This is a genomic window from Streptomyces sp. NPDC024687 (genome assembly GCF_055559055.1).
The window spans coordinates 156,696-179,351 of record NZ_JBVHLJ010000014.1 but is presented as its reverse complement, the minus strand read 5'-3'; the positions used below and the strand labels follow the sequence as shown (position 1 = coordinate 179,351).

At 71.0% G+C, this 22,656-nt stretch carries 25 protein-coding genes and 1 pseudogene; 13 read left to right on the top strand and 13 right to left on the bottom strand.

All coding sequences use genetic code 11. The annotated features are described in order from the left end of the window. Positions 1 to 417: 417 nt before the first annotated feature. The 6 genes from ACZ39I_RS38430 to ACZ39I_RS38405 all read right to left on the bottom strand — a co-directional run bounded on the left by ACZ39I_RS38430 (position 418) and on the right by ACZ39I_RS38405 (position 4,915). Positions 418 to 891, bottom strand: coding sequence for a DUF5994 family protein (locus ACZ39I_RS38430; protein WP_467249898.1), 474 nt, complete (start codon positions 889 to 891; stop codon positions 418 to 420). A gap of 156 nt (positions 892 to 1,047) precedes the next feature. Then, positions 1,048 to 1,299 carry a hypothetical protein gene (locus tag ACZ39I_RS38425; RefSeq protein ID WP_467249896.1) on the bottom strand — a complete coding sequence of 84 codons (252 nt, stop codon included), beginning with the start codon at positions 1,297 to 1,299 and terminating at the stop codon, positions 1,048 to 1,050. Between the two features lie 92 nt (positions 1,300 to 1,391). Then, positions 1,392 to 2,174 carry an ANTAR domain-containing protein gene (locus ACZ39I_RS38420; protein WP_467249894.1) on the bottom strand — a complete coding sequence of 261 codons (783 nt, stop codon included), beginning with the start codon at positions 2,172 to 2,174 and terminating at the stop codon, positions 1,392 to 1,394. Further along, a complete protein-coding gene (locus ACZ39I_RS38415; RefSeq protein WP_467249893.1) occupies positions 2,171 to 2,479 on the bottom strand; it encodes an ANTAR domain-containing protein in 309 nt (102 codons plus the stop codon). The genes ACZ39I_RS38420 and ACZ39I_RS38415 overlap by 4 nt, the downstream gene beginning before the upstream one ends. A gap of 503 nt (positions 2,480 to 2,982) precedes the next feature. Continuing rightward, complete coding sequence (locus tag ACZ39I_RS38410) at positions 2,983 to 3,351, bottom strand: STAS domain-containing protein (RefSeq protein ID WP_467249891.1); 369 nt, start codon at positions 3,349 to 3,351, stop codon at positions 2,983 to 2,985. Positions 3,352 to 3,736: 385 nt separating this feature from the next. Next, a complete protein-coding gene (locus ACZ39I_RS38405) occupies positions 3,737 to 4,915 on the bottom strand; it encodes a N(5)-(carboxyethyl)ornithine synthase (protein WP_467249889.1) in 1,179 nt (392 codons plus the stop codon). Positions 4,916 to 5,082: 167 nt separating this feature from the next. Between ACZ39I_RS38405 and ACZ39I_RS38400 the strand changes: the two genes are divergently transcribed. After that, positions 5,083 to 5,988 carry a HipA family kinase gene (locus tag ACZ39I_RS38400; RefSeq protein ID WP_467249907.1) on the top strand — a complete coding sequence of 302 codons (906 nt, stop codon included), beginning with the start codon at positions 5,083 to 5,085 and terminating at the stop codon, positions 5,986 to 5,988. Continuing rightward, positions 5,985 to 6,278, top strand: a complete 294-nt coding sequence (locus ACZ39I_RS38395; protein WP_403665220.1) for an Rdx family protein — start codon at positions 5,985 to 5,987, stop codon at positions 6,276 to 6,278. The genes ACZ39I_RS38400 and ACZ39I_RS38395 overlap by 4 nt, the downstream gene beginning before the upstream one ends. Here the strand turns inward: ACZ39I_RS38395 and aceB are convergent. Together aceB and ACZ39I_RS38385 are read right to left on the bottom strand one after the other, a co-directional pair. Then, positions 6,268 to 7,893 (bottom strand): malate synthase A, encoded by a 1,626-nt coding sequence (gene aceB / locus ACZ39I_RS38390; protein WP_467249887.1) that lies wholly within the window; start codon positions 7,891 to 7,893, stop codon positions 6,268 to 6,270. The genes ACZ39I_RS38395 and aceB overlap by 11 nt on opposite strands. Positions 7,894 to 8,077: 184 nt before the next feature. Continuing rightward, the gene (locus ACZ39I_RS38385; RefSeq protein WP_467249886.1) at positions 8,078 to 8,677 is read right to left on the bottom strand and encodes a nucleotidyltransferase family protein; all 600 of its coding nucleotides are present in this window, start codon (positions 8,675 to 8,677) and stop codon (positions 8,078 to 8,080) included. A gap of 203 nt (positions 8,678 to 8,880) precedes the next feature. On the opposite strand from ACZ39I_RS38385, the gene ACZ39I_RS38380 reads away from it, so the two are divergent. Continuing rightward, complete coding sequence (locus tag ACZ39I_RS38380) at positions 8,881 to 9,165, top strand: DUF5955 family protein (protein WP_467249885.1); 285 nt, start codon at positions 8,881 to 8,883, stop codon at positions 9,163 to 9,165. Here the strand turns inward: ACZ39I_RS38380 and ACZ39I_RS38375 are convergent. Both ACZ39I_RS38375 and ACZ39I_RS38370 read right to left on the bottom strand, forming a co-directional pair. Then, positions 9,162 to 9,323: a hypothetical protein gene (locus ACZ39I_RS38375; protein WP_467249884.1), complete on the bottom strand. Its 162-nt coding sequence runs from the start codon at positions 9,321 to 9,323 to the stop codon at positions 9,162 to 9,164. The two genes, ACZ39I_RS38380 and ACZ39I_RS38375, sit on opposite strands and share 4 nt — an antisense overlap. Before the next feature lie 120 nt (positions 9,324 to 9,443). Next, positions 9,444 to 10,238 carry an IclR family transcriptional regulator gene (locus tag ACZ39I_RS38370; RefSeq protein WP_467249883.1) on the bottom strand — a complete coding sequence of 265 codons (795 nt, stop codon included), beginning with the start codon at positions 10,236 to 10,238 and terminating at the stop codon, positions 9,444 to 9,446. 263 nt (positions 10,239 to 10,501) lie between these two features. Between ACZ39I_RS38370 and allB the strand changes: the two genes are divergently transcribed. Both allB and alc read left to right on the top strand, forming a co-directional pair. Beyond that, positions 10,502 to 11,839, top strand: coding sequence for an allantoinase AllB (gene allB / locus ACZ39I_RS38365; protein ID WP_467249881.1), 1,338 nt, complete (start codon positions 10,502 to 10,504; stop codon positions 11,837 to 11,839). Between the two features lie 37 nt (positions 11,840 to 11,876). Then, positions 11,877 to 12,992, top strand: coding sequence for an allantoicase (gene alc, locus ACZ39I_RS38360; RefSeq protein ID WP_467249879.1), 1,116 nt, complete (start codon positions 11,877 to 11,879; stop codon positions 12,990 to 12,992). Between the two features lie 130 nt (positions 12,993 to 13,122). Here alc and ACZ39I_RS38355 read toward each other — a convergent pair whose 3' ends face one another. After that, positions 13,123 to 13,869 carry an SDR family oxidoreductase gene (locus ACZ39I_RS38355; RefSeq protein ID WP_467249877.1) on the bottom strand — a complete coding sequence of 249 codons (747 nt, stop codon included), beginning with the start codon at positions 13,867 to 13,869 and terminating at the stop codon, positions 13,123 to 13,125. 71 nt (positions 13,870 to 13,940) lie between these two features. Between ACZ39I_RS38355 and ACZ39I_RS38350 the strand changes: the two are divergent. After that, a pseudogene (locus ACZ39I_RS38350) lies at positions 13,941 to 14,445 on the top strand (dihydrofolate reductase family protein). A gap of 135 nt (positions 14,446 to 14,580) precedes the next feature. Next, positions 14,581 to 14,970: a guanyl-specific ribonuclease gene (locus tag ACZ39I_RS38345; RefSeq protein WP_467249875.1), complete on the top strand. Its 390-nt coding sequence runs from the start codon at positions 14,581 to 14,583 to the stop codon at positions 14,968 to 14,970. A 10-nt stretch (positions 14,971 to 14,980) separates the two neighbouring features. Here ACZ39I_RS38345 and ACZ39I_RS38340 read toward each other — a convergent pair whose 3' ends face one another. Next, entirely contained in the window at positions 14,981 to 15,181 is a 201-nt protein-coding gene (locus tag ACZ39I_RS38340) for a hypothetical protein (protein WP_467249873.1), read from the bottom strand. A 170-nt stretch (positions 15,182 to 15,351) separates the two neighbouring features. On the opposite strand from ACZ39I_RS38340, the gene ACZ39I_RS38335 reads away from it, so the two are divergent. From ACZ39I_RS38335 to ACZ39I_RS38325, 3 genes are all read left to right on the top strand, one after another. Further along, the gene (locus ACZ39I_RS38335) at positions 15,352 to 16,611 is read left to right on the top strand and encodes a sensor histidine kinase (protein ID WP_467249872.1); all 1,260 of its coding nucleotides are present in this window, start codon (positions 15,352 to 15,354) and stop codon (positions 16,609 to 16,611) included. Between the two features lie 94 nt (positions 16,612 to 16,705). Next, entirely contained in the window at positions 16,706 to 17,395 is a 690-nt protein-coding gene (locus ACZ39I_RS38330; protein WP_467249870.1) for a response regulator transcription factor, read from the top strand. Positions 17,396 to 17,434: 39 nt separating this feature from the next. Then, positions 17,435 to 18,622 (top strand): cytochrome P450 family protein, encoded by a 1,188-nt coding sequence (locus tag ACZ39I_RS38325; RefSeq protein WP_467249868.1) that lies wholly within the window; start codon positions 17,435 to 17,437, stop codon positions 18,620 to 18,622. 258 nt (positions 18,623 to 18,880) lie between these two features. Here ACZ39I_RS38325 and ACZ39I_RS38320 read toward each other — a convergent pair whose 3' ends face one another. Further along, positions 18,881 to 19,903 (bottom strand): Gfo/Idh/MocA family protein, encoded by a 1,023-nt coding sequence (locus ACZ39I_RS38320; protein ID WP_403665192.1) that lies wholly within the window; start codon positions 19,901 to 19,903, stop codon positions 18,881 to 18,883. A 130-nt stretch (positions 19,904 to 20,033) separates the two neighbouring features. On the opposite strand from ACZ39I_RS38320, the gene ACZ39I_RS38315 reads away from it, so the two are divergent. The 3 genes from ACZ39I_RS38315 to ACZ39I_RS38305 all read left to right on the top strand — a co-directional run bounded on the left by ACZ39I_RS38315 (position 20,034) and on the right by ACZ39I_RS38305 (position 22,588). Further along, the gene (locus ACZ39I_RS38315; RefSeq protein WP_451476505.1) at positions 20,034 to 20,771 is read left to right on the top strand and encodes a GntR family transcriptional regulator; all 738 of its coding nucleotides are present in this window, start codon (positions 20,034 to 20,036) and stop codon (positions 20,769 to 20,771) included. 87 nt (positions 20,772 to 20,858) lie between these two features. Then, positions 20,859 to 22,007 (top strand): ROK family glucokinase, encoded by a 1,149-nt coding sequence (locus ACZ39I_RS38310; RefSeq protein WP_352381501.1) that lies wholly within the window; start codon positions 20,859 to 20,861, stop codon positions 22,005 to 22,007. Beyond that, a complete protein-coding gene (locus tag ACZ39I_RS38305) occupies positions 22,004 to 22,588 on the top strand; it encodes a sugar kinase (RefSeq protein ID WP_467249865.1) in 585 nt (194 codons plus the stop codon). Before ACZ39I_RS38310 ends, ACZ39I_RS38305 begins: the two co-directional genes overlap by 4 nt. Positions 22,589 to 22,656 lie beyond the last annotated feature (68 nt).

Sequence of the window (22,656 nt, the reverse complement as noted above, 5' to 3'; positions counted from 1 at the left end):
CAGGGTTGGGTTCAAGGTCGCCGACATGGCGCGGACCCGTCTCGGGCCGCTGTGCGGCGGCCCGGGTTTCATCTCTCGCCGAGAACGACCCGGCGAGGAAGCCGGTGTGCGAAATGCCCTCGGTACTGTCGACACTACTCCGCACTCGGCCGGGACGCGGGGTGCGAGTGTGCGTCGGCGAAGAGGCTGAGAACGTGCTGGAGACACTGGACGATCTTGCCGGCCGTACCTCATCGGGGTCCGCTTCCCTTGCGCCTGAAGGCGTCCTTGGTCTTCTCGACGGTCTGTTTCAGGCTTCCGGAGACGCGCGGCGCCGTACGGCCTCGCCGTCTCGGGCGACGGTCCCTGTCAACGCGGTGGTCACGCGTTCGTCAGGTCCGGCGCCGGAGTCGTGGGACCCGGCGGGGCGTCATGGGCTCAGGCAGGGGTGTCGACCTGTTCCGCGGTCATGAGAGCGGTCGCGGTCGACAGCGGGGCGGTGCTCGCACTCGCGGCGGCCATCAGACGGGCGGCCGAGGGGGCGGTGGTCTCCGGGGGAACAACCAGGAGGTCCCAGCGGCCCGACGTTCCGGACAGCAGCAGGATCTTGTGCGGGTCCAGCTCCGAGGTGAACCAACCGACCCTCACCACATGGCCGTTGACGAAAATCCGGGGCGGGATGACCGGCCAGTGGCGGGGGTTGACGGCGATACGGGTGATCCGTCCCCACAGCGGGTCCAGTACGTCGGCCAGCCCGGGGAGCTCCTGGCTCAGGTCACGGGAGCGGGGCCACCAGACGCCGTCCAGCTCGACCTGTCCGGGGGAGGGGGTTACGGGTTTTAGGGCGAGCCGTGCGGTCGAGGCCCTGAAGGGCACCGCGCGCGGGGAAGGCCGGTCGGTGATCGCGGACATCGTGCGAACCCGTCTCCGAACCCCTGCGCGTGAACAGTTGCCCGGTGCCGTTGCTCACCAGGAACGGCACCGGCATCGAGGCCGGTGCGCGAAGTGCTCCCGATGAGGCCACGCTACTCCCCGAAGAGGCGGAACGGACGGCTCCGGGAGATCCCCTCATGCCCGACGGCCGTTCTGACCCGCAGAGCGACTGGTCTCCAGCCAGGACCGCGCCGGTTCGGCCGCGCTGGTGGTGTCCACGGTGAGCTGGAGGCAGGTCCCTCCTTCGCTGTCCGCCGGGAAGCTGCGCTGTTCTGTGGCGGCGAAGCAGTGACGGAGAATTTCCGCGACCTGACGGGCGACTTCGGGGGAGGCGGCGACGATACGCACGTCGGCGTGTCCGTCCGGAGGAGTTTCGGTGGGCTGCATGACGACCTCGTCGTTCCCCCGGGGCCAGGAAACCCGAGGCCCGGGGACTGGATCCGTGGACCGGATCTTTCACCCTACTCCGGCGAGTGCGATCAGAGATTCGGCGTGCCGAGGTGGCCGTCTCGTGAGCCCGGTGGTGACGGTGCCGGAATGGCCGAGCTGTCGACGTCGCCGGAGATGATCTGTGCCGCGAGCTCGGACAGGCGAAGGTGACGGGCGCGGGCGTACGAGCGGAACGCCTCGAAGGCGTCGTCGACGGAGGCGTTCCAGCGCTCTGCCAGCACACCCTTGACCTGCTCGATCAGGACCCGGCTGGTCAGCGCGGTCTCCAACTGGCTGTTCTCGAGATGCGACCGTTCCAGTGTGCGCTGCTGGAGAATCGCGATCGTGGCCACGTCGGCGAGGGCCTGGGCGAGCGCGGTGTCGTCGTCGCCGAGGCGGTGCGCGGTGGTCTGGAAGAGGTTGAGCGCGCCGACGACCCGACGGCGCAGACGCAGCGGGATGGCGTGTGTGCTCACATACCCCGTCTCGCGGGCTCGTGCCGCGAAGCGTGGCCAGCCCATGGTCGGCTCCGGGCAGGTCAGGTCGATGTCGGTCCGGGCGGTGCCGGTGCGGTAGCACTCCACGCACGGGCCCTGGTCGTGCTGGAGGGCGAAGAGCTCCAGCAGCCGGGTGCGTTCGTCGGAGGCGGCGATGATCTGCAGTTCGCCCTGTGCGTCCGCGAGCAGGATCCCGGCCGCCGACACGTCGAGCAGTTCGACGCACCGCGCCGACAGCCGCTGGAGCAGGTCGATGACGTCGAAGTCCTCGACGAGGGAGTCCGCCACCTCGACGAAGATCTCGGCCAGACGTCGTTCGCGGGCCATGCCGATCATCCCTTTCCACCGTCGGGCGAATGCGGCCCGCTTCTGTCGTCGGATTCATCGGACTCTTTGCTGAAGCGGAGCCGGCGGATGACCACGTCCTCCGCCACCTCCCGCAGGGGATGCGCGTTGCCGTAGGCGTGGGCCCGCAGCCGCAGCAGGGCCTCCTCCATGGAGACGCCCAACTGGACGCTGACCGTCCCGGTGGCCTGGTGCACGACCGCTCGGCGCAGCCCCGACGGCTGCCGCACGCCCGCCTCCTCGCCCCGAGGGTCCCCGTTCAGGAACGCGCTGGTCAGCATGGCCGACAGGGCCACGGCGTCCGCCGTACTGCTGTCGGCTCAGCTGCCGGTCCCGGTCGCACAGCACGGTCAGCACCCCGATACGGATGGCGCCGATACCCAGCGGAAAGCAGCACACCCCGTGCACGCCGCCCAGCTCGCGCACGGCCGGCAGCAGCGCGGGCCACCGCGCGGGGCGCACCCGGTCCAGGTTCGGCTCCAGGACGGGTGAACCAGTGCGGACCGCCTCGGGTCCCGGCCCCTCGCCGAGCGTGAACTGGAGCTCCTCGAACCGCCCGCTCAGTCCGGGGTGAGACCACAGCGGCTCGGCCGACCGCTCGGGGCCGACCAGCAGCGACAGCGCGACACCCGCGGCGTCCAGCGCTCGCGCGCACGCCTGGGCCGGGTCGCCGACCCGGCCCAGGCGCAGTGACCGCAGGACCTCGGCCATGCCGTCGCTGATCACCGTTCCGCGTTCCACACCTGCTGCGGCGGCCGCGGCACCACGGTGTGGGACGCCGCCCGGCCCGCGCCGTGCATTACGTCGCCCGGTATGCCGTCGCGCGGCTCGCGGGTATGTCCTGCCAGGCGTCCTGGGCACTGGCGTACCGGGGGAAACGCTCCAGCAGACCCGCTGCCCGGAACACGAGACCTGTGCCTGGCCGGTGGTGCACGATGCGGACCCATCCGAGCCGCTCATGACAGTCCTTCCACGTCGCGCAGAGCGGGGCCAGGACGCTGCCGTCCATGAACGTGACGTCGCCCAGATCAACGATGAGGAACAGCCGTCCGCTGCCGTGCCGGGCGTCTTCCAGATCACGTGCGAAGGCCGACACGGTCGTCAGATCCAACTCGCCGTCCGCCGTGACCAAACGCAACTCGTCGAACAGGTCGGGATGCGGGCCCATGCGCCCCATCTCCTCCGTCGCTGGAGTGGCTTTCGCCTTGCGCAGAGCCTCAGTTGCGCGGAACGGAACTACACGGAGAGGGCCGGGGTCCCGGGCGCCGTACAACGAGCCTACCGTCGTGGGAAGATCGGACCCGCCCCTTCTCCGGGAATCCATAAGGGCGGTCGAAATTGTCGTCCCCGGTCGGTTCTTGATGAGATCGGGACTGAAAGGGCAGGGGGGTGTCGGCCGGTGTTTCACTGTCCGGTTGGAGAAATGTGAACCCGCCGCCACCTCGCCGATGTCCCCCGCTGCCCGTCGTAGAGCTGCGCACTCGGATGTTCCGCCACCAACGCCGCGCCACCAAGGGCCGCGCCGCTACGGCCGAGCCCCTGTCGCCGTGCCGCTACGGCCGCGACACCGCCCCGGTCTCCTCGCGGGCGTGCGGGTACTCCGCCGTGCGGTGCTGGAAGGCCAGGACCTTGGGGTTCTGGACGACACCGCGGCGGATCTCGATGGCGTGCCGGATCGTGTCGTCGGCGTCCCAGCTGTCGGGGCCCCGGAGCACGACGTCCAGATACGGCAGCAGGGCCTCGCTGTTCTCCCAGGTCGCGGAGTTCCACAGGTAGGAGGGGCTGTGGTCCACCGCGTAGTACCTGACGTGGTCGCCGACGGTGAACATCGGGTCGGCGAAGGTGGTGGGCCGGGCCCAGCCGAAGCCCATGCCCTCGTCGCAGGAGACGTCGATGACCAGCGTGCCGGGGGCCAGTTTGGGCAGGTCCTCGTCGAGCAGGAACATCAGCGGCGCGTCGGTGTCCTGCAGCACGCAGTTGACGATGATGTCGTGCCCGGCGAGGAAATCGGCCAGCGGCAGCGGGCCGTCCTCGGTCAGGGCGACACTGCGTCGCGGGTCGAGGGTGTCGTCGGCCTCGTCATGGTCGAAGTGGACGATCCGCGCGGAGTGGATCGGGGAGCTGACGGCCGTGACGCCACGCGCGGTGAGCACGTCGACGTCGTGCACGCCCAGGGCGTTGAGCGCGGTCACCGCGCCGCGGGCGGTCGCGCCGAAGCCGATGACGACGGCGCGCTGGCGTCGCCCGTAGTCGCCGGTCACGCCGGTCAGTTGCATGGCGTGCAGGACCGAGGAGTACCCGGCCAGCTCGTTGTTCTTGTGGAAGACGTGCAGGTTGAAGGCGCCGCTGCGGGTCCAGTGGTTCATCGCTTCGAAGGCGATCAGGGTGAGCCGCCGGTCGATGGCGGTCTGGGTGAGTTTCTCGTCCTGGACGCAGTGCGGCCAGCCCCACAGGACCTGCCCCTCACGCAGTTCCGCCAGGTCTTCGCACAGTGGCTTGGCCAGCAGGATCACATCGCATTCGGCGATGAGTTCCTCGCGGGTACGGAAACCCGCGACGAGCGGGGCGAGCAGGCTGTCGGGGACGCCGAAATGCTCTCCGTAGTTTTCCTGGAGGTAGATCCGCTGGCGGAGACCGGAGTCGACACGGTCGAAATGAGCGGGGTGAAGGGGCAGACGATGCTCGTTTTCCTTGCGGGTCTGCGACATGATTCCGAGCGTGAGCTGCTGCAAAATTCCCCTTTGGTTACTTCCTGTCTAGCACACCGGGGCAATGCGGCAACCGCTCGTGACGGGCCGGACCAGAGAGACGGCAGGGAGAGACAGCAGGCTCCGGCCGCCGGCGATTACCCGGTTACCATGGTCAGTCACACGATTGAAGGGTGGGTGACCTGAGGGACATGCTGAGAGAGGTCACCGCGACCCGCTACGTCGAACCCCTGCGCACCGGCGGCTCCGTCCCCGGTGTCGTCGAGGCCGACGACCTGGGGACGTACGTCGTGAAGTTCACCGGCTCCGCCCAGGGCCGCAAGGCGCTGGTCGCCGAGGTGATCGTCGGTGAGCTGGCCCGGGAGCTGGGGCTGCGCTTCCCCGAACTGGTCCTCGTGCGCTTCGACCCGGCGATCGCCGACAGCGAGCCGCACCAGGAGGTGCGGGACCTCCACGCGGCGAGCGCGGGGCTCAACCTCGGCATGGACTATCTGCCGGGCGCGCGCGACTTCACCCCCGAGATCGCGAAGGTCTTCCCCGTGGTCCCGCTGGAGGCCGGCCGGATCGTCTGGCTCGACGCCCTCACCGTCAACGTCGACCGTACGGTCCACAGCTCGAACCTGATGGTCTGGCCGACCCTCGGCATCACGCCCCCGCGGCTGTGGCTGATCGACCACGGTGCCGCTCTCGTCTTCCACCACCGCTGGGACGGCACGGACCCGTCGAAGTCCTACGACTTCCGCCATCACGCCCTCGGCCACTACGGCCCCGACGTGCGCGCCGCCGACGCGGAACTCGCGCCCAAGGTCACTCTCGACGTCCTGCGCGAGGTCACCGCGGCCGTGCCCGACGCCTGGCTCACCGACTTCGAGACTCCGGCCGAGGCACGCGAGGCCTATGTGACGTATCTCCACGCGCGCGTGGGCGCCTCCGCGTCGTGGCTGCCCACTGACTTCCCCTCCCGGGGCGAACTCGCCGCCGAGGAGGCGCGCCGGACGGCGAGAAATCAGCAAGGACGTCCCGCGTGGCTCAAGCAGGTGCCCGACCTGCACGGCAAGCCCGCGGCCGAACAGGATTGGTCGGTGCATCTCGGATGAGTGGCCGCGTCGAGATCGAGTACTGCACCCAGTGCCGCTGGCTGCCCCGCGCGGCCTGGCTGGCGCAGGAGTTGCTGACGACCTTCGAGGACGAGCTGACGGAACTGGCGCTGAAGCCCGGCAAGGGCGGGATCTTCGTGGTGCGCGTCGACGACGAGCTCGTCTGGGACCGGCGGGAGCAGGGCTTCCCGGAGCCCACGGCGGTGAAGCAGGCCGTACGCGACCGAGTGGCCCCGGGGAAGTCCCTGGGCCACTCGGACAAGGTCTCTCAGGGGGACGTCAGCCCCTGAGCTGCTCGTACGCCGGCAGTGTCAGGAAGTCCGCGTAGTCGTCGTCGAGGGAGACCTGGAGCAGCAGGTCGTGGGCCTGCTGCCAGTGGCCGGCCGCGAAGGCCTCCTCGCCGATCTCCTGGCGGATGTTCGAGAGCTCCTCGGCGGCGACCTTGCGGGCCAGCTCGGGAGTCGCGCGTTCGCCGTTCTCGAACTCGACGCCCGCGTTGATCCACTGCCAGATCTGCGAACGGGAGATCTCGGCGGTGGCCGCGTCCTCCATGAGGTTGAAGATGGCCACCGCGCCGAGCCCGCGCAGCCATGCCTCGATGTAACGGATGCCGACCTGGACGGCGTTGACCAGGCCGTTGTACGTCGGCCTGGCCTTCAGCGAGTCGATGGCGATGAGGTCGGCCGCCTCGACGTGGACGTCCTCGCGCAGGCGGTGCTTCTGGTTGGGCCGGTCACCGAGGACCTTGTCGAAGGACTCCATGGCGATCGGCACCAGGTCGGGGTGGGCGACCCAGGAACCGTCGAAGCCGTCGGCCGCCTCGCGGTCCTTGTCGGCGCGGACCTTCTCGAAGGCCACCTTGTTCACCTCGGCGTCCCGGCGGGAGGGGATGAACGCCGCCATGCCGCCGATCGCGTGTGCACCGCGCTTGTGGCAGGTGCGGACGAGGAGTTCGGTGTACGCGCGCATGAACGGGGCCGTCATCGTGACCGCGTTGCGGTCCGGCAGGACGAACCTGGCGCCGCCGTCACGGAAGTTCTTGACGATGGAGAACAGGTAGTCCCAGCGGCCGGCGTTCAACCCGGAGGCGTGGTCGCGGAGTTCGTAGAGGATCTCCTCCATCTCGTACGCGGCCGTGATCGTCTCGATCAGGACGGTCGCGCGGACGGTGCCCTGCGGGATGCCGGTGTACTCCTGCGCGAAGACGAACACGTCGTTCCACAGGCGCGCTTCGAGGTGCGACTCGGTCTTGGGGAGGTAGAAGTACGGGCCCTTGCCGAGGTCGAGCAGGCGCTGGGCGTTGTGGAAGAAGTACAGGCCGAAGTCGACGAGAGCGCCGGGGACTTGCACGCCGTCGGCGTCGACCAGGTGCCGTTCGTTCAGGTGCCAGCCGCGCGGGCGCATGACGACCGTGGCGAGCTCTTCGGCGGCCTTGAGCGCGTAGGACTTTCCGGACCGCTCGTCCGTGAAGTCGATGTTCCGGGTGTACGCGTCGGCCAGGTTGACCTGCCCGAGGACGACGTTCTCCCACGTCGGCGCCGAGGCGTCCTCGAAGTCCGCGAGCCACACCCTGGCCCCTGAGTTGAGGGCGTTGATGGTCATCTTGCGGTCGGTGGGACCGGTGATCTCGACCCGGCGGTCGTCGAGGGCCGCGGGGGAGGGGGCCACCTTCCACGAGTCGTCCGCGCGGATCGCGGCGGTCTCGGGGAGGAAGTCGAGCGTGGAGGTGCGGGCGATCTCGGCACGGCGCTCACCGCGGCGGGCGAGGAGCTCGTCACGCCGGGGCGTGAACCGGCGGTGCAGCTCGGCCACGAAGGCGAGGGCCGCCTCGGTGAGGACCTCGTCCTGCCGCGGCAGGGGCTCGGCGTCGACGATGGCCAGCGGGGACGGCGCTGGTGCGGACATGAGCGGTCACTTCCTTCAGCGGTGGCACCGGGTGCCAGTCGAACCGGGTACGCGAGCGGCGCCCCTCGCAAGGGCAGGGCGCTTCTGAACAGTGGATACTAGTTTCCTCATTGTGGAAGTTCAATGTTTTGTTGATGTCGAGATTCTCCGAATCGAGCAAGGGTGGCTCTGCGTGCCACCACGTTCACTCAAGGTGCGCCAGATCCCCGGGCGTGTCGATGTCGTACGGCTCGGCCACGTCCCCGCACTCGACGAGCGTGATGATGTCCTGGTGTTCCTTCAGGTAGGCGCGTGCCCCCCGGTCGCCGGTCGCAGTCGCCGCGATCCCGGACCAGTGCGCGGCGCCGAAGAGCACGGGATGGCCCCGCACGCCGTCGTAGGCGGCCGAGACGAGCGAGGTCTCGTCCTCGTGCGCGGCGAGCACCCGGCGCACGGCCCGCGCCCCGATGCCGGGCTGGTCGACGAGCGAGACCAGCGCCGCCCGCGCCGTCGTTCCGGCGAGCGAGTCGAGCCCGGCCCGCAGTGAGGACCCCATGCCGTCGGCCCACTGCGGGTTCTCCACGAGCACGCAGTCACCGAGCTCGGCCCGCTCCCGTACGACCGCCGCGGCCGCCCCCAGCACCACGTGCACGCGGGTGCAGCCGGCCGCCCGCAGGACACCGACCGCGTGTTCGACGAGCGGGCGGCCCCGGTGTTCCAGCAGCGCCTTGGGCCGCCCGCCCAGTCGCCGCCCGCCGCCCGCGGCCAGCAGCACCGCGGCGACCTGCTGTTCGTTCTCCGTCATGCGTCCTGCATACCTGACGCGCCGGCGTGCGCGGGGTTTCCACGGGCTGAATTTCGGTCCGCACGGTGGCGCGCGGCGCCCCGCGTGGCGTTTACTGACCCGCGTCCCCCGGGGTCCGACCACCGCCGAGGGGGCTTCACGACGCCGGGGCGCACGAAGGAGTGCGGGGGAGAGCTGTGTTGCGGAGCTTGGGGCAGAGGCCAGTGACCGGCAGCGACAACGATCCGAGAGTGGCGGAACTGCGGACCGCGGTGTCCCGGCTGCGCCGCGAACTCGCCGCGCACCCGGCCGAGTTCCCCGACCGGGGCATCGCCGAGGACGAACTCGCCGCGCTGGCCGCCATGACGATCGACGGCACGCCCGAAGTCCCGCGTCTGCGGCGGTCGTTGCTGCTGATCGCGGGAGCGATCGGGTCGATGAGCGCGCTGTCGAGGGGGCTGACCGACGTACGCAGGGCAGTGGAGTCGTTCGGGGAGCCGAGGCGCTAGCCCGGGAACGGACCCCGGTGCTCGAACTCCGGGCAGAGCCAGGTCTCCTGGACGAGCTCGGTGAGGTCCTGCCAGAGCGCGAATATGCCGGCAGGGCCGTGCTTGTAGTCGGACCACGTGCACGAGACGAGCCGCCCGCGGCAGCTTGCGCTGGACATCGATGGTCGGCGCGCACGCCCCTGATCGTCGTACGGATCAGCTCCCGCCCGTCCGACTCGCGGCCGATCTCCTCCGTGCCGTGCCGGTCGGTGTACCGCCTCGGCCGCACGGCAAGAGCGTCACGCCGGGTTCTGGGTGGCCAGCGCCTCCGACAGTTCCGCGGCCACCCGCTGAAGCATGGGCACGATCTTCTCGGTGGCCGCCTCGGTGACCCGTCCGGCCGGGCCGGAGATGGAAATGGCGGCGGCGGTGGGGGAGTTGGGCACCGAGACCGCGAGACAGCGGACGCCGATCTCCTGCTCGTTGTCGTCGACCGCGTAGCCCTGGCCGCGCACGTCCTTCAGGGCCGCGAGAAAGCCGTCCGGGGTGGTGATCGTCTTCTCCGTCGCGGCCGGCATGCCGGTCCGGGCGAGCAGGGCGCGCACCTCGTCGTCGGGGGTGTTGGCGAGCAGGGCCTTGCCGACGCCGGTGGAGTGCGGCAGGACGCGCCGGCCGACCTCGGTGAACATCCGCATCGAGTGCTTCGACGGCACCTGGGCGACGTAGACGATCTCGTCCCCGTCGAGCAGTGCCATATTGGCCGTCTCGCCGGTCTCCTCGACCAGGCGGGCGAGGTAGGGGCGGGCCCAGGTGCCGAGCAGCCGGGCGGCCGACTCGCCGAGGCGGATCAGGCGCGGGCCGAGGGCGTAGCGCCGGTTGGGCTGCTGGCGGACGTATCCGCAGGACACGAGTGTCCGCATCAGGCGGTGGATGGTGGGCAGCGGCAGCCCGCTGCTCGCGGCCAGTTCGCTCAGGCCGACCTCTCCGCCCGCGTCCGCCATCCGCTCCAGCAGATCGAAGGCGCGCTCGAGGGACTGGACCCCGCCACCGGCGGACTTGGCGGAGTCGGTGGTGCTGGCGCTGGACGTCGGCACGGCGCGTTCCTTTCGGGGCTGCCTTTCGGGTCTGGGCAGGAGGGCAGAAGCCTACCCGGCAGTCGGTTGACTCCCCGCTGGTGCATGGCTACGTTCTGTCTGTCGGAATACTAATTCCGCTTTGTGGAAACGTCCAGAGCGTCGGCGCAGGGTGCACTGTGAGGAAGTGTGCCCTTGACGGCGCTCGACCGGGAGTGAAGACTCCTTCAACAGAAAGTTGAATTCCGTTACGCGGAAGTTAACGGCGGCAGAGAGGGGTCCGGGTGTCCAACGCCGAACTGGTGCTGCGCTCGACGCGCGTCATCACACCCGAGGGGACGCGGCCCGCGTCGGTCGCGGTCGCCGGCGGGAAGATCGCCGCCGTACTGCCGTACGAGGCTCCGGTCCCCGGGACCGCCCGTCTGGAGGACCTCGGCGACGACGTCCTGCTGCCCGGCCTCGTCGACACCCATGTGCACGTCAACGACCCCGGCCGCACCGAGTGGGAGGGCTTCTGGACCGCCACGCGCGCGGCGGCGGCCGGCGGCATCACCACGCTCGTCGACATGCCCCTCAACTCCCTCCCGCCCACCACGACGGTCGACCACCTCCGTACCAAGCAGGAGGTCGCCGCCGACAAGGCCCACATCGACGTCGGCTTCTGGGGCGGCGCGCTGCCCGACAACGTCAAGGACCTGCGCCCGCTGCATGAGTCGGGCGTCTTCGGTTTCAAGGCGTTCCTGTCCCCGTCCGGTGTGGACGAGTTCCCGCATCTCGACCAGGACGGGCTCGCCCGGTCGCTGGCCGAGATCGCCTCCTTCGGGGGACTGCTGATCGTGCACGCCGAGGACCCGCACCACCTGGAGGCCGCCCCGCAGCAGGCCGGACCCCGGTACGCGGACTTCCTGGCGTCCCGTCCGCGCGACGCCGAGGACACGGCGATCGCCCAACTCATCGCCCAGGCGAAGCGGTTGGACGCGCGTGTGCACGTGCTCCACCTGTCGTCGAGCGACGCGCTCCCGCTGATCGCCCGGGCGAAGGCGGAGGGTGTCCGCATCACCGTCGAGACCTGCCCGCACTACCTCACCCTGACCGCCGAGGAAGTCCCGGACGGCGCCAGCGAGTTCAAGTGCTGCCCGCCCATCCGCGAGTCCGCCAACCAGGACCTGCTCTGGCAGGCGCTGGCCGACGGCACCATCGACTGCGTGGTCACCGACCACTCCCCGTCCACGGCCGACCTCAAGACGGACGACTTCGCCACCGCGTGGGGCGGCATCTCGGGCCTCCAGCTGAGCCTGGCGGCGGTCTGGACGGAGGCGCGCAGACGCGGTCACTCGCTGGACGACGTGGTCCGCTGGATGTCCGCGCGGACCTCCCAACTGGTCGGCCTGGACCGCAAGGGCGCCATCGAGGCCGGCCGCGACGCCGACTTCGCGGTCCTCGCACCCGACGAGACCTTCACCGTCGACCCGGCTGCCCTCCAGCACCGCAACCGCGTCACGGCGTACGCGGGCAAGACCCTGTACGGCGTCGTGAAGTCGACCTGGCTGCGCGGCGAACGCATCGTGGCGAACGGGGAGTTCACGGCTCCCCGGGGTCAACTGCTCACCCGTACGCCCTGATCCACCTGCACCGGCAACTCCAGAAAGGCACATGGACGTGACGGCGATTCCCAGCTTCACCGGCGACGCGAACCCGTACGGGGGCGGTGACCCGTACGCGGACTACCGCACCGCCGACTTCCCCTTCACCCAGTACGCCAACCTCGCCGCACGAAGCCTCGGCGCCGGAGTCGTCGCCGCCAACGACGAGTTCTTCGCCCAGCGCGAGAACCTGCTGATGCCCGAGCGGGCCGAGTTCGACCCCGAGCACTTCGGGCACAAGGGCAAGATCATGGACGGCTGGGAGACGCGGCGCCGCCGGGGCGCCTCGGCCGAGCACCCCTGGCCGACGGCCGAGGACCACGACTGGGCGCTGGTGCGCCTGGGCGCGCCCGGGGTGATCCGGGGGATCGTGGTCGACACGGCCCACTTCCGCGGCAACTACCCGCAGGCGGTGTCGGTCGAAGGCACGTCCGTGGCAGGGTCCCCGTCCCCGCAGGAACTGCTGGGTGACGACGTGAAGTGGACGACGCTGGTCCCGCGGACACCGGTCGGCGGCCACGCCGCGAACGGCTTCCCGGTGTCGCTGGAACAGCGCTTCACCCACCTGCGGGTCAACCAGCACCCCGACGGCGGCATCGCCCGCCTGCGCGTGTACGGCGAGGTTGTCCCGGACCCTGCGTGGCTGGAGATCCTCGGAACCTTCGACGTGGTCGCCCTGGAGAACGGCGGCCAGGCGGAGGACGCGTCGAACCTCTTCTACTCACCGGCGTCCAACACCATCCAGCCGGGCCGCTCCCGCAAGATGGACGACGGCTGGGAGACCCGCCGCCGCCGTGACCAGGGCAACGACTGGATCCGCTACCGGCTGGTGGCCCAGTCCCAGATCCGTGCGATCGAGATCGACACGGCGTATCTGAAGGGGAACAGCGCGGGCTGGGCCTCGGTGTCGGTCCGCGACGGCGAGGACGGCGACTGGCGGGAGTTGCTCCCGCGCACCCGTCTCCAGCCCGACACGAACCACCGCTTCGTGCTGCCGGCCCCCGCGGTGGGCACGCACGCGCGCGTGGACATCTTCCCGGACGGGGGGATCTCCCGCCTGCGGCTGTTCGGCTCGCTGACCGAGAGCGGCGCGGCCGCGCTGTCGGCGAGGCACCAGGAGCTGGGCGGCTGAGGCGGTCCCCCGGGGGACAACTCCTCCCGGGGCGGAGGCGGCGGGGGCGAGTGGGCGGCTCCCTCATGCCCGAGGTCCGCTTCCGCGTCGAGACACCGCGACCGCGGGCTACCTCACGCCCCGGGCTACCTCACGCCGCGTGCCCCCCGTCCACGGAGAACTCCGCACCGGTGACGTACTCCGCGTCCGCCAGATACGCCACCATCGACGCCACCTCCTCCGCCGTCCCGAACCGCCCCGCCGCGGTCAGCGCGGCCTGCCCCGCCGCGAACGGCCCGTCCCCCGGATTCATGTCCGTGTCGATGGGCCCGGGATGCACGATGTTCGCCGTGATGCCCCGCGGCCCCAGCTCACGCGCGAGGGCCTTGGTCAGCCCGATCAGGGCCGACTTGCTCGTCGCGTACAGGGTTCCGCCGGGGCCGGGCACCCGCTGGGTCATACAGCTCCCGATGGTGATGATCCGTCCCCCGTCCCGCATCCGGGCGGCCGCCGCCTGAGAGGCCAGGAACACCCCGCGCACGTTCACGGCCAGCACCCGGTCGACGTCCGCGAGAGACAGCTCGCCCAAGGGACCGAGCACTCCCACGCCCGCGTTGTTCACCAGCACATCCAGCCCACCGAGCGCCTCCGTCGTACGCAGAACCGCCCCCGCCGCCTCCTCGGCGTCCGCGGAGTCCGCCCGCAGGGCGACGGCCCGCCGCTCCAGTGCCTCGACCCGCCGTACGACGTCCGAGGCCGCCTCCTTGCCGTCCACGTACGTCACGGCCACGTCGGCGCCCTCCCGCGCCAGCCGCACCGCCGTGGCCGCACCGATCCCCCGGCTGCCCCCGGTGACGAGCGCGACCTTGCCGTTGAGAGTTCTGTAAGTCGTTGTCATGCCTCCCATCGAAGTGGCCCGGCCCCCGAACCGCTGGCGGCGAACGGACACGGCCTTCGTCGGCTCCACCGATGAGTCGCGGAGGCCGGTCTGGTCTGAGCGGCGTCTACCAGGCCCCCGGCGGTCAGGAGGAGGACCGCAGCGACGGCTTCGCACAGGGCGGCTGGGTCGTCCCGTACGACGTCGAGGACTTCGGCCGGTTCGTCGACGAGGTCTTCGGCAACGTCGGCGCGTTCCTCCTGGGCCGTCGTACGTACGACATCTTCGCCGGGTTCTGGCCGAAGGTGACCTATCCCGCCAACCCCGTCGCCGCCAAGCTCAACGCCCTGCCCAAGTACGTCGTCTCCACCACCCTCACCGACCCCGGGTGGCACGGCACCACCGTGATCGGCGGCGACTTCGCCAAGGAGGTCACCGCCCTCAAGGGCGGGCCGCCGGCTCTTCCTGGACGGCGCCACCCCGACCGCCTTCCGGCGCGCGGGCGGACGAATCACCTCCACGGGCGTCTCCATCCAGTCGAACGACCTCGCGGGCCGTCCGGAATACGGCTCCTTCGACGTCCCCGAGAACCCCTGACCGCCCGGCCGCCGCCCGGGGTTCGTGAAGACGCCGGGCGGCAGGTTAACTCCCTGAAAACTCCTCGGACTTGCCGGGAAATTCCACAGAGTTGTCATTGACATGCCACTGTCTACGCGCGTCATCATGGAGGGCATGAGATTCCCCCCACGGATCACTCGCATCGGCGCCACGGCCGCCGTCCTGTCCGCCCTCCTCATCGGCGGCACCGTCACCACCGCGACCCCGGCAGCCGCCGCGGTCGGCAGTATCTGCTACACCAGGCTGCCCTCCCAGGCGCACGACACCCTGGACCTGATCGAACAGGGTGGCCCCTACCCCTACTCGCAGGACGGCGTCGTCTTCCAGAACCGGGAAGGCGTCCTGCCGAGTGAGTCGACCGGCTACTACCACGAGTACACGGTGATCACCCCGGGCTCCTCCACGCGCGGAGCGCGCCGGATCGTCACCGGGGAGCAGAGCCAGGAGGACTACTACACGGCCGACCACTACGCGACGTTCAACCTGGTCGACTTCGGCTGCTGACAGCACCCTGTCAGCCGGACCCCCGGCTCTCCGCGGCGGCGAACAGCGCGAACGCCAGCACGATCAGGGCGACGCTCGCGTAGACCTCGTAGCCGTCCAGGACACCGATCCGCTGGACGAGGCCGACGTGCCAGTCGGTGAGTTCGTGCAGCAGACCCATACCGCCCTGCACCAGGGCGAGGAAACCGAGCAGTTCCAGCAGTTGCTTCATGGGTAGACCCTCGCCCCGCGGACCCCCCACGCACATCGGCCGCGGGGCGAGCCCCGTACCGCCGAAGCATCGGAGCTACGAGGCCGTCCGCGCCGAAAGTCGTCGGTGCCGCGACTTTGGTCGCCGATCCCCGTCTCGGGGAGGCGTCCTGGGCTTCTCACTGCGTAGATTTGTCGACCGTGAGCGGCGACGAGACGGTACCCGGAACCCCGGCCTTCCCCGGCCGGCGCTGGCTGATGCCGTCCGCGGTGATCCACGAGTTCGACTCCGCCGACGCGCGGCCCGGACGGCGGCCCCGGCGCACCGCGCGCGACTGGATCGTCGACTTCTCCTGCTTCCTCCTGGCCGTCCTCATCGGCATGTTCGCCGCGGACGCGGTGGGCGAAAACCCGCATGTGTCACACACCGCGGCCACCCTCGACCAACTGCTCGGCGCGGTCGCCTGCGGCGCCGTGTGGCTGCGCCGCCGCTGGCCGCTGGGCCTCGCCCTGGGCACCATCCCGCTCGGCCTCCTCTCGGACACCGCCGGCGGCGCCTGCATGATCGCCGTCTTCACCCTCGCCGTACACCGCCCCTTCCGATACGTCGCCTGGGTGGGCGGCATCAACATCGCCATGGTCCCGCTCACCTTCCGGCTGCGGCCCGACGCGGACCTGCCCTACCTCGCATCCGTCGTCCTCACCGGGGTGCTGGTCGCCGCGATCGTCGGCTGGGGCCTGCTGGTGCGGGCCAAACGGCAGCTCATGTTCAGCCTGCGGGACCGCGCCCGGCGCGCGGAGACCGAGGCGCGGCTGCGGGCCGAGCAGGCGCAACGGCTCGCCCGTGAGGCCATCGCGCGCGAGATGCACGACGTCCTTGCGCACCGGCTGACCCTGCTCAGCGTCCACGCGGGCGCCCTTGAGTTCCGACCGGACGCGCCCCAGGAGGAGGTCGCCCGGGCGGCCGGCGTCATCCGCGAGAGCGCGCACGAGGCGCTCCAGGACCTCAGGGAGATCATCGGCGTGCTGCGGGCCGCGGACCACGACGACACGGGCCGCCCCCAGCCGACCCTCGCCGCGCTCGACAGCCTGGTCGCCGAGTCCCGCGAGGCCGGCATGAAGGTCGTCCTCGACAGCCGGGTCACCGACGCCGACGCCGTGCCCGCCTCGGTGGGCCGCACCGCCTACCGCATCGCCCAGGAGAGCCTTACCAACGCCCGCAAGCACGCTCCCGGCACGGAGGTCACGGTCACCGTCACCGGCGGCCCGGGCGAAGGCCTCGTCGTGACCGTCCGGAACCCTCCGCCCGACGGTGAGGTGCCGCTGGTCCCGGGCTCCGGCCAGGGCCTGATCGGCCTCACGGAGCGCGCGACGCTCGCCGGGGGCCGGCTGGAGCACGGGGTGGAGAGGGACGGGGCGTTCGGGGTGCGGGCGTGGCTGCCGTGGGGGTGACGGTCCCAGGTGTCGTCCGTGGTGTCCTCAGTGGTGCAACTCGCCCGCCCACAAGGGTGATTGCGTCCCGCCTCCGCGTGATTACGTAGGGCCCATGACTGTGATCAGAGTGCTCCTCGTCGACGACGACCCCCTCGTGCGGGCCGGCCTGTCCCTGATGATGGGAGGCGCCGAGGACATCGAGATCGTCGGAGAGGCGGCGGACGGCACCGAGGTCGAGGCCGCCGTCGACCGGACCCGCCCCGACGTCGTCCTCATGGACATCAGAATGCCGGCGGTGGACGGTCTCACGGCCACGGAGCGGCTGCGCGCCCGGCCCGACGCCCCGCAGGTCGTCGTCCTGACCACCTTCCACGCCGACGAGCAGGTCCTGCGCGCCCTGCGCGCGGGCGCGGCGGGATTCGTCCTCAAGGACACCCCGCCCGCCGAGATCCTCGCCGCAGTCCGCCGCGTCGCGGCCGGCGATCCCGTCCTGTCGCCCGCCGTCACCCGCCAGCTGATGGAGCACGCGGCCGGGACCGCCGCCGACACCCGACGGGCACGCGCGCGTGAGCGTGTTGCCGCACTCAACGACCGCGAACGCGAGGTGGCCGTCGCCGTCGGCCAGGGACTGTCCAACGCCGAGATCGCCGCCGCCCTCTACATGAGCGTCGCCACCGTCAAGACCCACGTCTCCCGCGTCCTCGCCAAGCTCGACCTCAACAACCGGGTGCAGATCGCGTTGTTGGCGTACGACGCGGGACTGCTGGAACAGTCCGAGGAATCCGGGCAGGGCGGGCACTAGGTGCGGGCGTCGGGCGTTGACGGAGTGAAGGGGGAGCTCATGACCGAAGCAGTGATCGACCTGGGGGAGTACGGCGACGCGTTCCGTGTCGATCCGCACCCCGTGTACGCCGAGTTGCGCGGACTCGGCCCCGTCCACCGGGTGCGACCGCCCGGCTCCGACGCCGACTACTCGACCTGGCTCATCGTCGGGCACGAGGAGGCGCGCGCGGCCCTCGCCGACCCGAGGCTGTCCAAGGACGGCCGCAGGATCGGCATGGTGTTCGACGACGAGGCCCTGATCGGCCGCCATCTGCTCAGCAGCGACCCGCCCGAGCACACCCGGCTGCGCGGCCTGGTCTCCCGCGCCTTCACCATGCGCCGCATCGAGCAACTGCGGCCCAGGATCCAGCAGATCACCGATGACCTCCTCGACGCGATGCTGCCGCACGGCCGCGCCGACCTGGTGCGGTACCTCGCCTACCCGCTGCCGATCACCGTGATCTGCGAGCTCCTCGGCGTACCCGAGATGGACCGCACCGAGTTCCGGAAGCTGTCCACGGAGGTCGTGGCACCCACCAGCGCGGAGAGTTCGTACGACGCCGTCGCGCGCCTCGGTGAGTACCTGACGGAGCTCATCGAGGACAAGCGGTGCGCCGGACCCAGCGACGACCTGCTCGGCGACCTCATCCGCACCACCGCCGAGGACGGCGACCGGCTCTCCCCGTCGGAACTGCGCGGCATGGCCTTCCTGCTGCTGATCGCGGGCCACGAGACCACGGTCAACCTCATCACCAACGGCGTGCACGCCCTGCTCACCCACCCGGACCAACTCGCCGCACTGCGCGCCGACATGAGCCTCGTCGACGGCGCGGTCGAGGAGACGCTGCGCTATGAGGGCCCGGTGGAGAACGCGACGTTCCGGTACGCCGCCGAGCCCCTGGAGATAGCGGGACGGGCCATAGCCAAGGGCGACCCGGTGATGATCTGTCTGAGCGCGGCAGACCGCGACGACTCCCGCTACCCGGCGCCGGGCCGCTTCGACATCCGCCGCGACCCCCGCGGCCACCTCGCATTCGGTCACGGCATCCACTACTGCCTGGGCGCCCCGCTGGCCCGCCTGGAGGCCCGCACGGCGATCCGGACCCTGCTGGACCGCGCCCCCGCCCTCGCCCTCGACGGACCCGCGGGGGAGTGGCTGCCGGGGATGCTGATCAGGGGGGTACGGAGCCTGCCGGTGCGGTGGTAGTCGGCCCGGCCGCGGTGAGGTCGGCAGGGCATCGTGGGATGCGCTCGGGTGGGTGTCACGGGGCGTGGTCCGGGGCGTGTCGGGTTGCGGTGGTGGGCGGCTCGGCCGGGATGCGGTCAGCAGGGCGTCGCGGGATGCGGTCCCCTGGGCCCGACAGGGGGCGATCCGGTGGGCGTGAAGGACGGGCCCCGTGGGCGCGACAGGCTCACACCCCGGCCCCGGTGGGCGTCAAGGGGCGCCGCCCGGGTTCCCACAGGTTCAGAACGCGGACGCGCTCGCGCCTCCCAGGATCTCCGCCAGCCGCACGGCTCTGCGCTCGCGTCGGGACACCTCGCAGGCCTCGGCGACCCTTAGCGCCTGCAACGCCTCGCGCCCGTCGCAGGGGTTCGCTCTCTCACCCCGCACCACCTCGATGAACGCGTCCAGTTCGGCCTCGTAGGCCGGTCCGAACCGCTCCATGAACCCCGTCCACGGCTTGTCCGCCGCGGGCGGCCCGGTGGGTTCCGTGGACGCGATCGGCGTGCGGTCGTCCAGGCCCACCACGACCTGGTCCAGCTCCCCGGCGAGCTCCATGCGCACGTCGTACCCGGCCCCGTTCAGCCGCGTGGCCGTGGCCGTGGCGAGCGTCCCGTCGTCGAGGGTGAGCACGGCCGCCGCGGTGTCGACGTCCCCCGCGGCCCGGAACATCGGCGGACCGGCGTCGGAGCCCGCGGCGTACACGTCGACGATCTCGTGCCCGGTGACCCAGCGCAGGATGTCGAAGTCGTGGATCAGGGTGTCCCGGTACAGCCCCCCGGACAGTGGCAGCCACTCCGCCGGCGGCGGCGCCTGGTCGGAGGTGAGCGCCCGCACGGTGTGCAGCCGCCCGAGCCGCCCCGAGCGCACGGCCTCCCGCGCACCGGTGTAACCCGCGTCGAAGCGGCGCTGGAAGCCCATCTGGAGAATCGTCCCGGCGGTCTCCACCTCGGCGATGGCCTGCAGCGTGCCGGGCAGGTCGAGCGCGATGGGCTTCTCGCAGAACACCGGCAGTCCCGAGCGCGCCGCCCGGCCGATCAGTTCGGCGTGGGCGGAGGTCGCCGTGGTGATGACCACCGCGTCCACGCCCCATTTGAAGATCTCGTCGACGCCGGGGGCAGCGGTCTCCCCCAGGCGGTGCGCGAGCTCCTGGGCCCGCGCGCCGTCCGCGTCCGTGAGGATTAAGGAACCGACCTCCCGATGGCGGCTGAGCGTGTTCGCATGAATGGTGCCGATGCGGCCCGTCCCTATGACCCCGATGCGCATGTGAACAAAGTGTGGTCGCGAACCCCGTGCTGTCAATGCGTATGTCCGGACAATCTGACTACACGACTTCCCGTCAACAGCGCACGGAGCTACGCTCGGGCCCGTGCCGAAACCAGGAGTGGACCCGACCGTGACGCTCGAGCTCAGTGTGGACCGCAGCAGCCCGGTGCCGTTGTACTTCCAGCTGTCCCAGCAACTGGAGGCCGCGATCGAGCACGGCACGCTCACCCCCGGCAGCCTGCTGGGCAACGAGATCGAGCTCGCCGCCCGGCTCGGGCTGTCCCGGCCCACTGTCCGCCAGGCCATCCAGTCGCTCGTCGACAAGGGCCTGCTCGTGCGCCGCCGCGGAGTCGGCACCCAGGTCGTGCACAGCCAGGTCAAGCGCCCCCTGGAGCTCAGCAGCCTCTACGACGACCTGGAGGCGGCCGGCCAGCGCCCCGCGACCAAGGTCCTCGTCAACACCCTCGTCTCCGCCACCGCCGAGATCGCCGCCGCGCTCGGCGTCACCGAGGGCAGCGAGGTGCACCAGGTGGAACGCCTGCGCCTGTCCCATGGCGAGCCGATGGCGTACCTCTGCAACTACCTCCCCCCGGCCCTCCTCGACCTGGACACCGCCCAGCTGGAGGCCACCGGCCTGTACCGCATGATGCGCGCGGCGGGCATCACCCTGCACAGCGCCCGCCAGTCCATCGGCGCGCGAGCGGCCACGGCGGCGGAGGCGGAACGCCTGGCCGAGGAGGCGGGCGCCCCCCTGCTCACCATGCAACGCGTCACTTTCGACGACACCGGCCGAGCGGTGGAGTACGGCACGCATACGTACAGGCCGACGCGCTATTCGTTCGAGTTCCAGCTCCTGGTACGCCCCTGAGGGACGCGGGGCCGTATCGGAGTCCCGCGCGCTCTCCCTGCCGCCCTGTACGGCACCCGGCCCGGCGGTGAGGCAGAATCAGGGCCGATGAGCACCTACGGCAACTTCACCGCCCCCATAGGCTCCCGCCGCGCCCCCGCCCTGCGGACCGTCGGCACGAGGGAACGCCGCTCACACCTGACCGCACCGCGCGTGCCGACGGTGGGCATCGACATCGGCGGCACCAAGGTCATGGCGGGTGTCGTCGACGCCGACGGCAACATCCTGGAGAAGGTCCGCACCGAGACACCGGACAAGTCCAAGAGCCCCAAGGTCGTCGAGGACACGATCGTCGAACTGGTCCTGGACCTGTCCGACCGCCACGACGTGCACGCGGTGGGCATCGGCGCGGCCGGCTGGGTCGACGCCGACCGCAACCGCGTCCTGTTCGCCCCCCACCTGTCCTGGCGCAACGAACCGCTGCGGGACCGCATCGCCGGCCGCCTCGCGGTCCCCGTCCTGGTGGACAACGACGCCAACACCGCCGCCTGGGCCGAGTGGCGTTTCGGCGCGGGGCGTGGCGAGGACCACCTCGTCATGATCACGCTCGGCACCGGCATCGGCGGCGCGATCCTGGAGGACGGCCAGGTCAAGCGCGGCAAGTACGGCGTCGCCGGCGAGTTCGGGCACATGCAGGTCGTCCCCGGCGGACACCGCTGCCCGTGCGGCAACCGCGGCTGCTGGGAGCAGTACAGCTCCGGCAACGCGCTGGTCAGGGAGGCCAGGGAGCTGGCCGCGGCCGACTCCCCGGTGGCGTACGGGATCATCGAGCACGTCAAGGGCAACATCGGCGACATCACCGGCCCGATGATCACCGAGCTGGCCCGCGACGGCGACGCGATGTGCATCGAGCTGCTCCAGGACATCGGCCAGTGGCTCGGCGTCGGCATCGCCAACCTCGCCGCCGCCCTCGACCCGTCCTGCTTCGTCATCGGCGGCGGCGTCAGCGCGGCCGACGACCTGCTGATCGGCCCCGCGCGGGACGCCTTCAAGCGCCAGCTCACCGGCCGTGGCTACCGCCCCGAGGCCCGCATCGCCCGCGCCCAGCTCGGCCCCGAGGCCGGCATGGTCGGCGCCGCGGACCTCGCCCGCCTGGTCGCCCGTCGCTTCCGGCGCGCCAACCGGCGCCGGGTGGAGCGGCACGAGCGCTACGAACGGTACGTGGAGGCCCGCCGTACGTCCCGGGACACCGCATGACGGCATCCCTGCCGCACCAGGCCTCGGCGCCCCCCGACGAACCGGAGCGTCCCCCCGAGGACCGCCGCCACATGATCCGCCGCAGGGCGATCACGCTGCTCATCATCGGTCTGCTCATCGGCGTCCCGGCCGGCTATCTGGTGATCTCCGCCAACCAGAGCCGCGACAGCGGCAAGGACAAGGAGGCGAAGTACTCCGCGACGGGCCTCACGCCCGACTGGCCGTCCAAGGTCCAGCGCCGCCTCTACCAGGTGCCCGTCCCGCACCCCGCCGACCTGGTCGCCTCCTACGAGACCAACAACTGGAAGACCAGCCGCCTCTACGTCCAGTTCCGGACGACCGACGCCGGCCTGGACGCCTTCCTCACCGCCATGGGCGTCAGCCGCGCCGAGCTGAAGAAGGGCGACATCTCCATCAGCGAGCGCGACCGGAAGGTCAGCGGCTGGAAGTTCGACGGCCCGCGCTCCTGGTGGGGCCTGAGCCACCCGCAGAAGGACCCGGCGCCCACCCAGGACGTCATGGTCAACCTCACCGTGCCGAACGCCCCGAAGGTGTACGTCGTCTCGCGCACGGTTCCGTGACGCGGCCGCCGGAGCCGATTGTCAGACCCCGCCCGTAGAGTCGAAGACGACTGATCCGACGTGCGGGC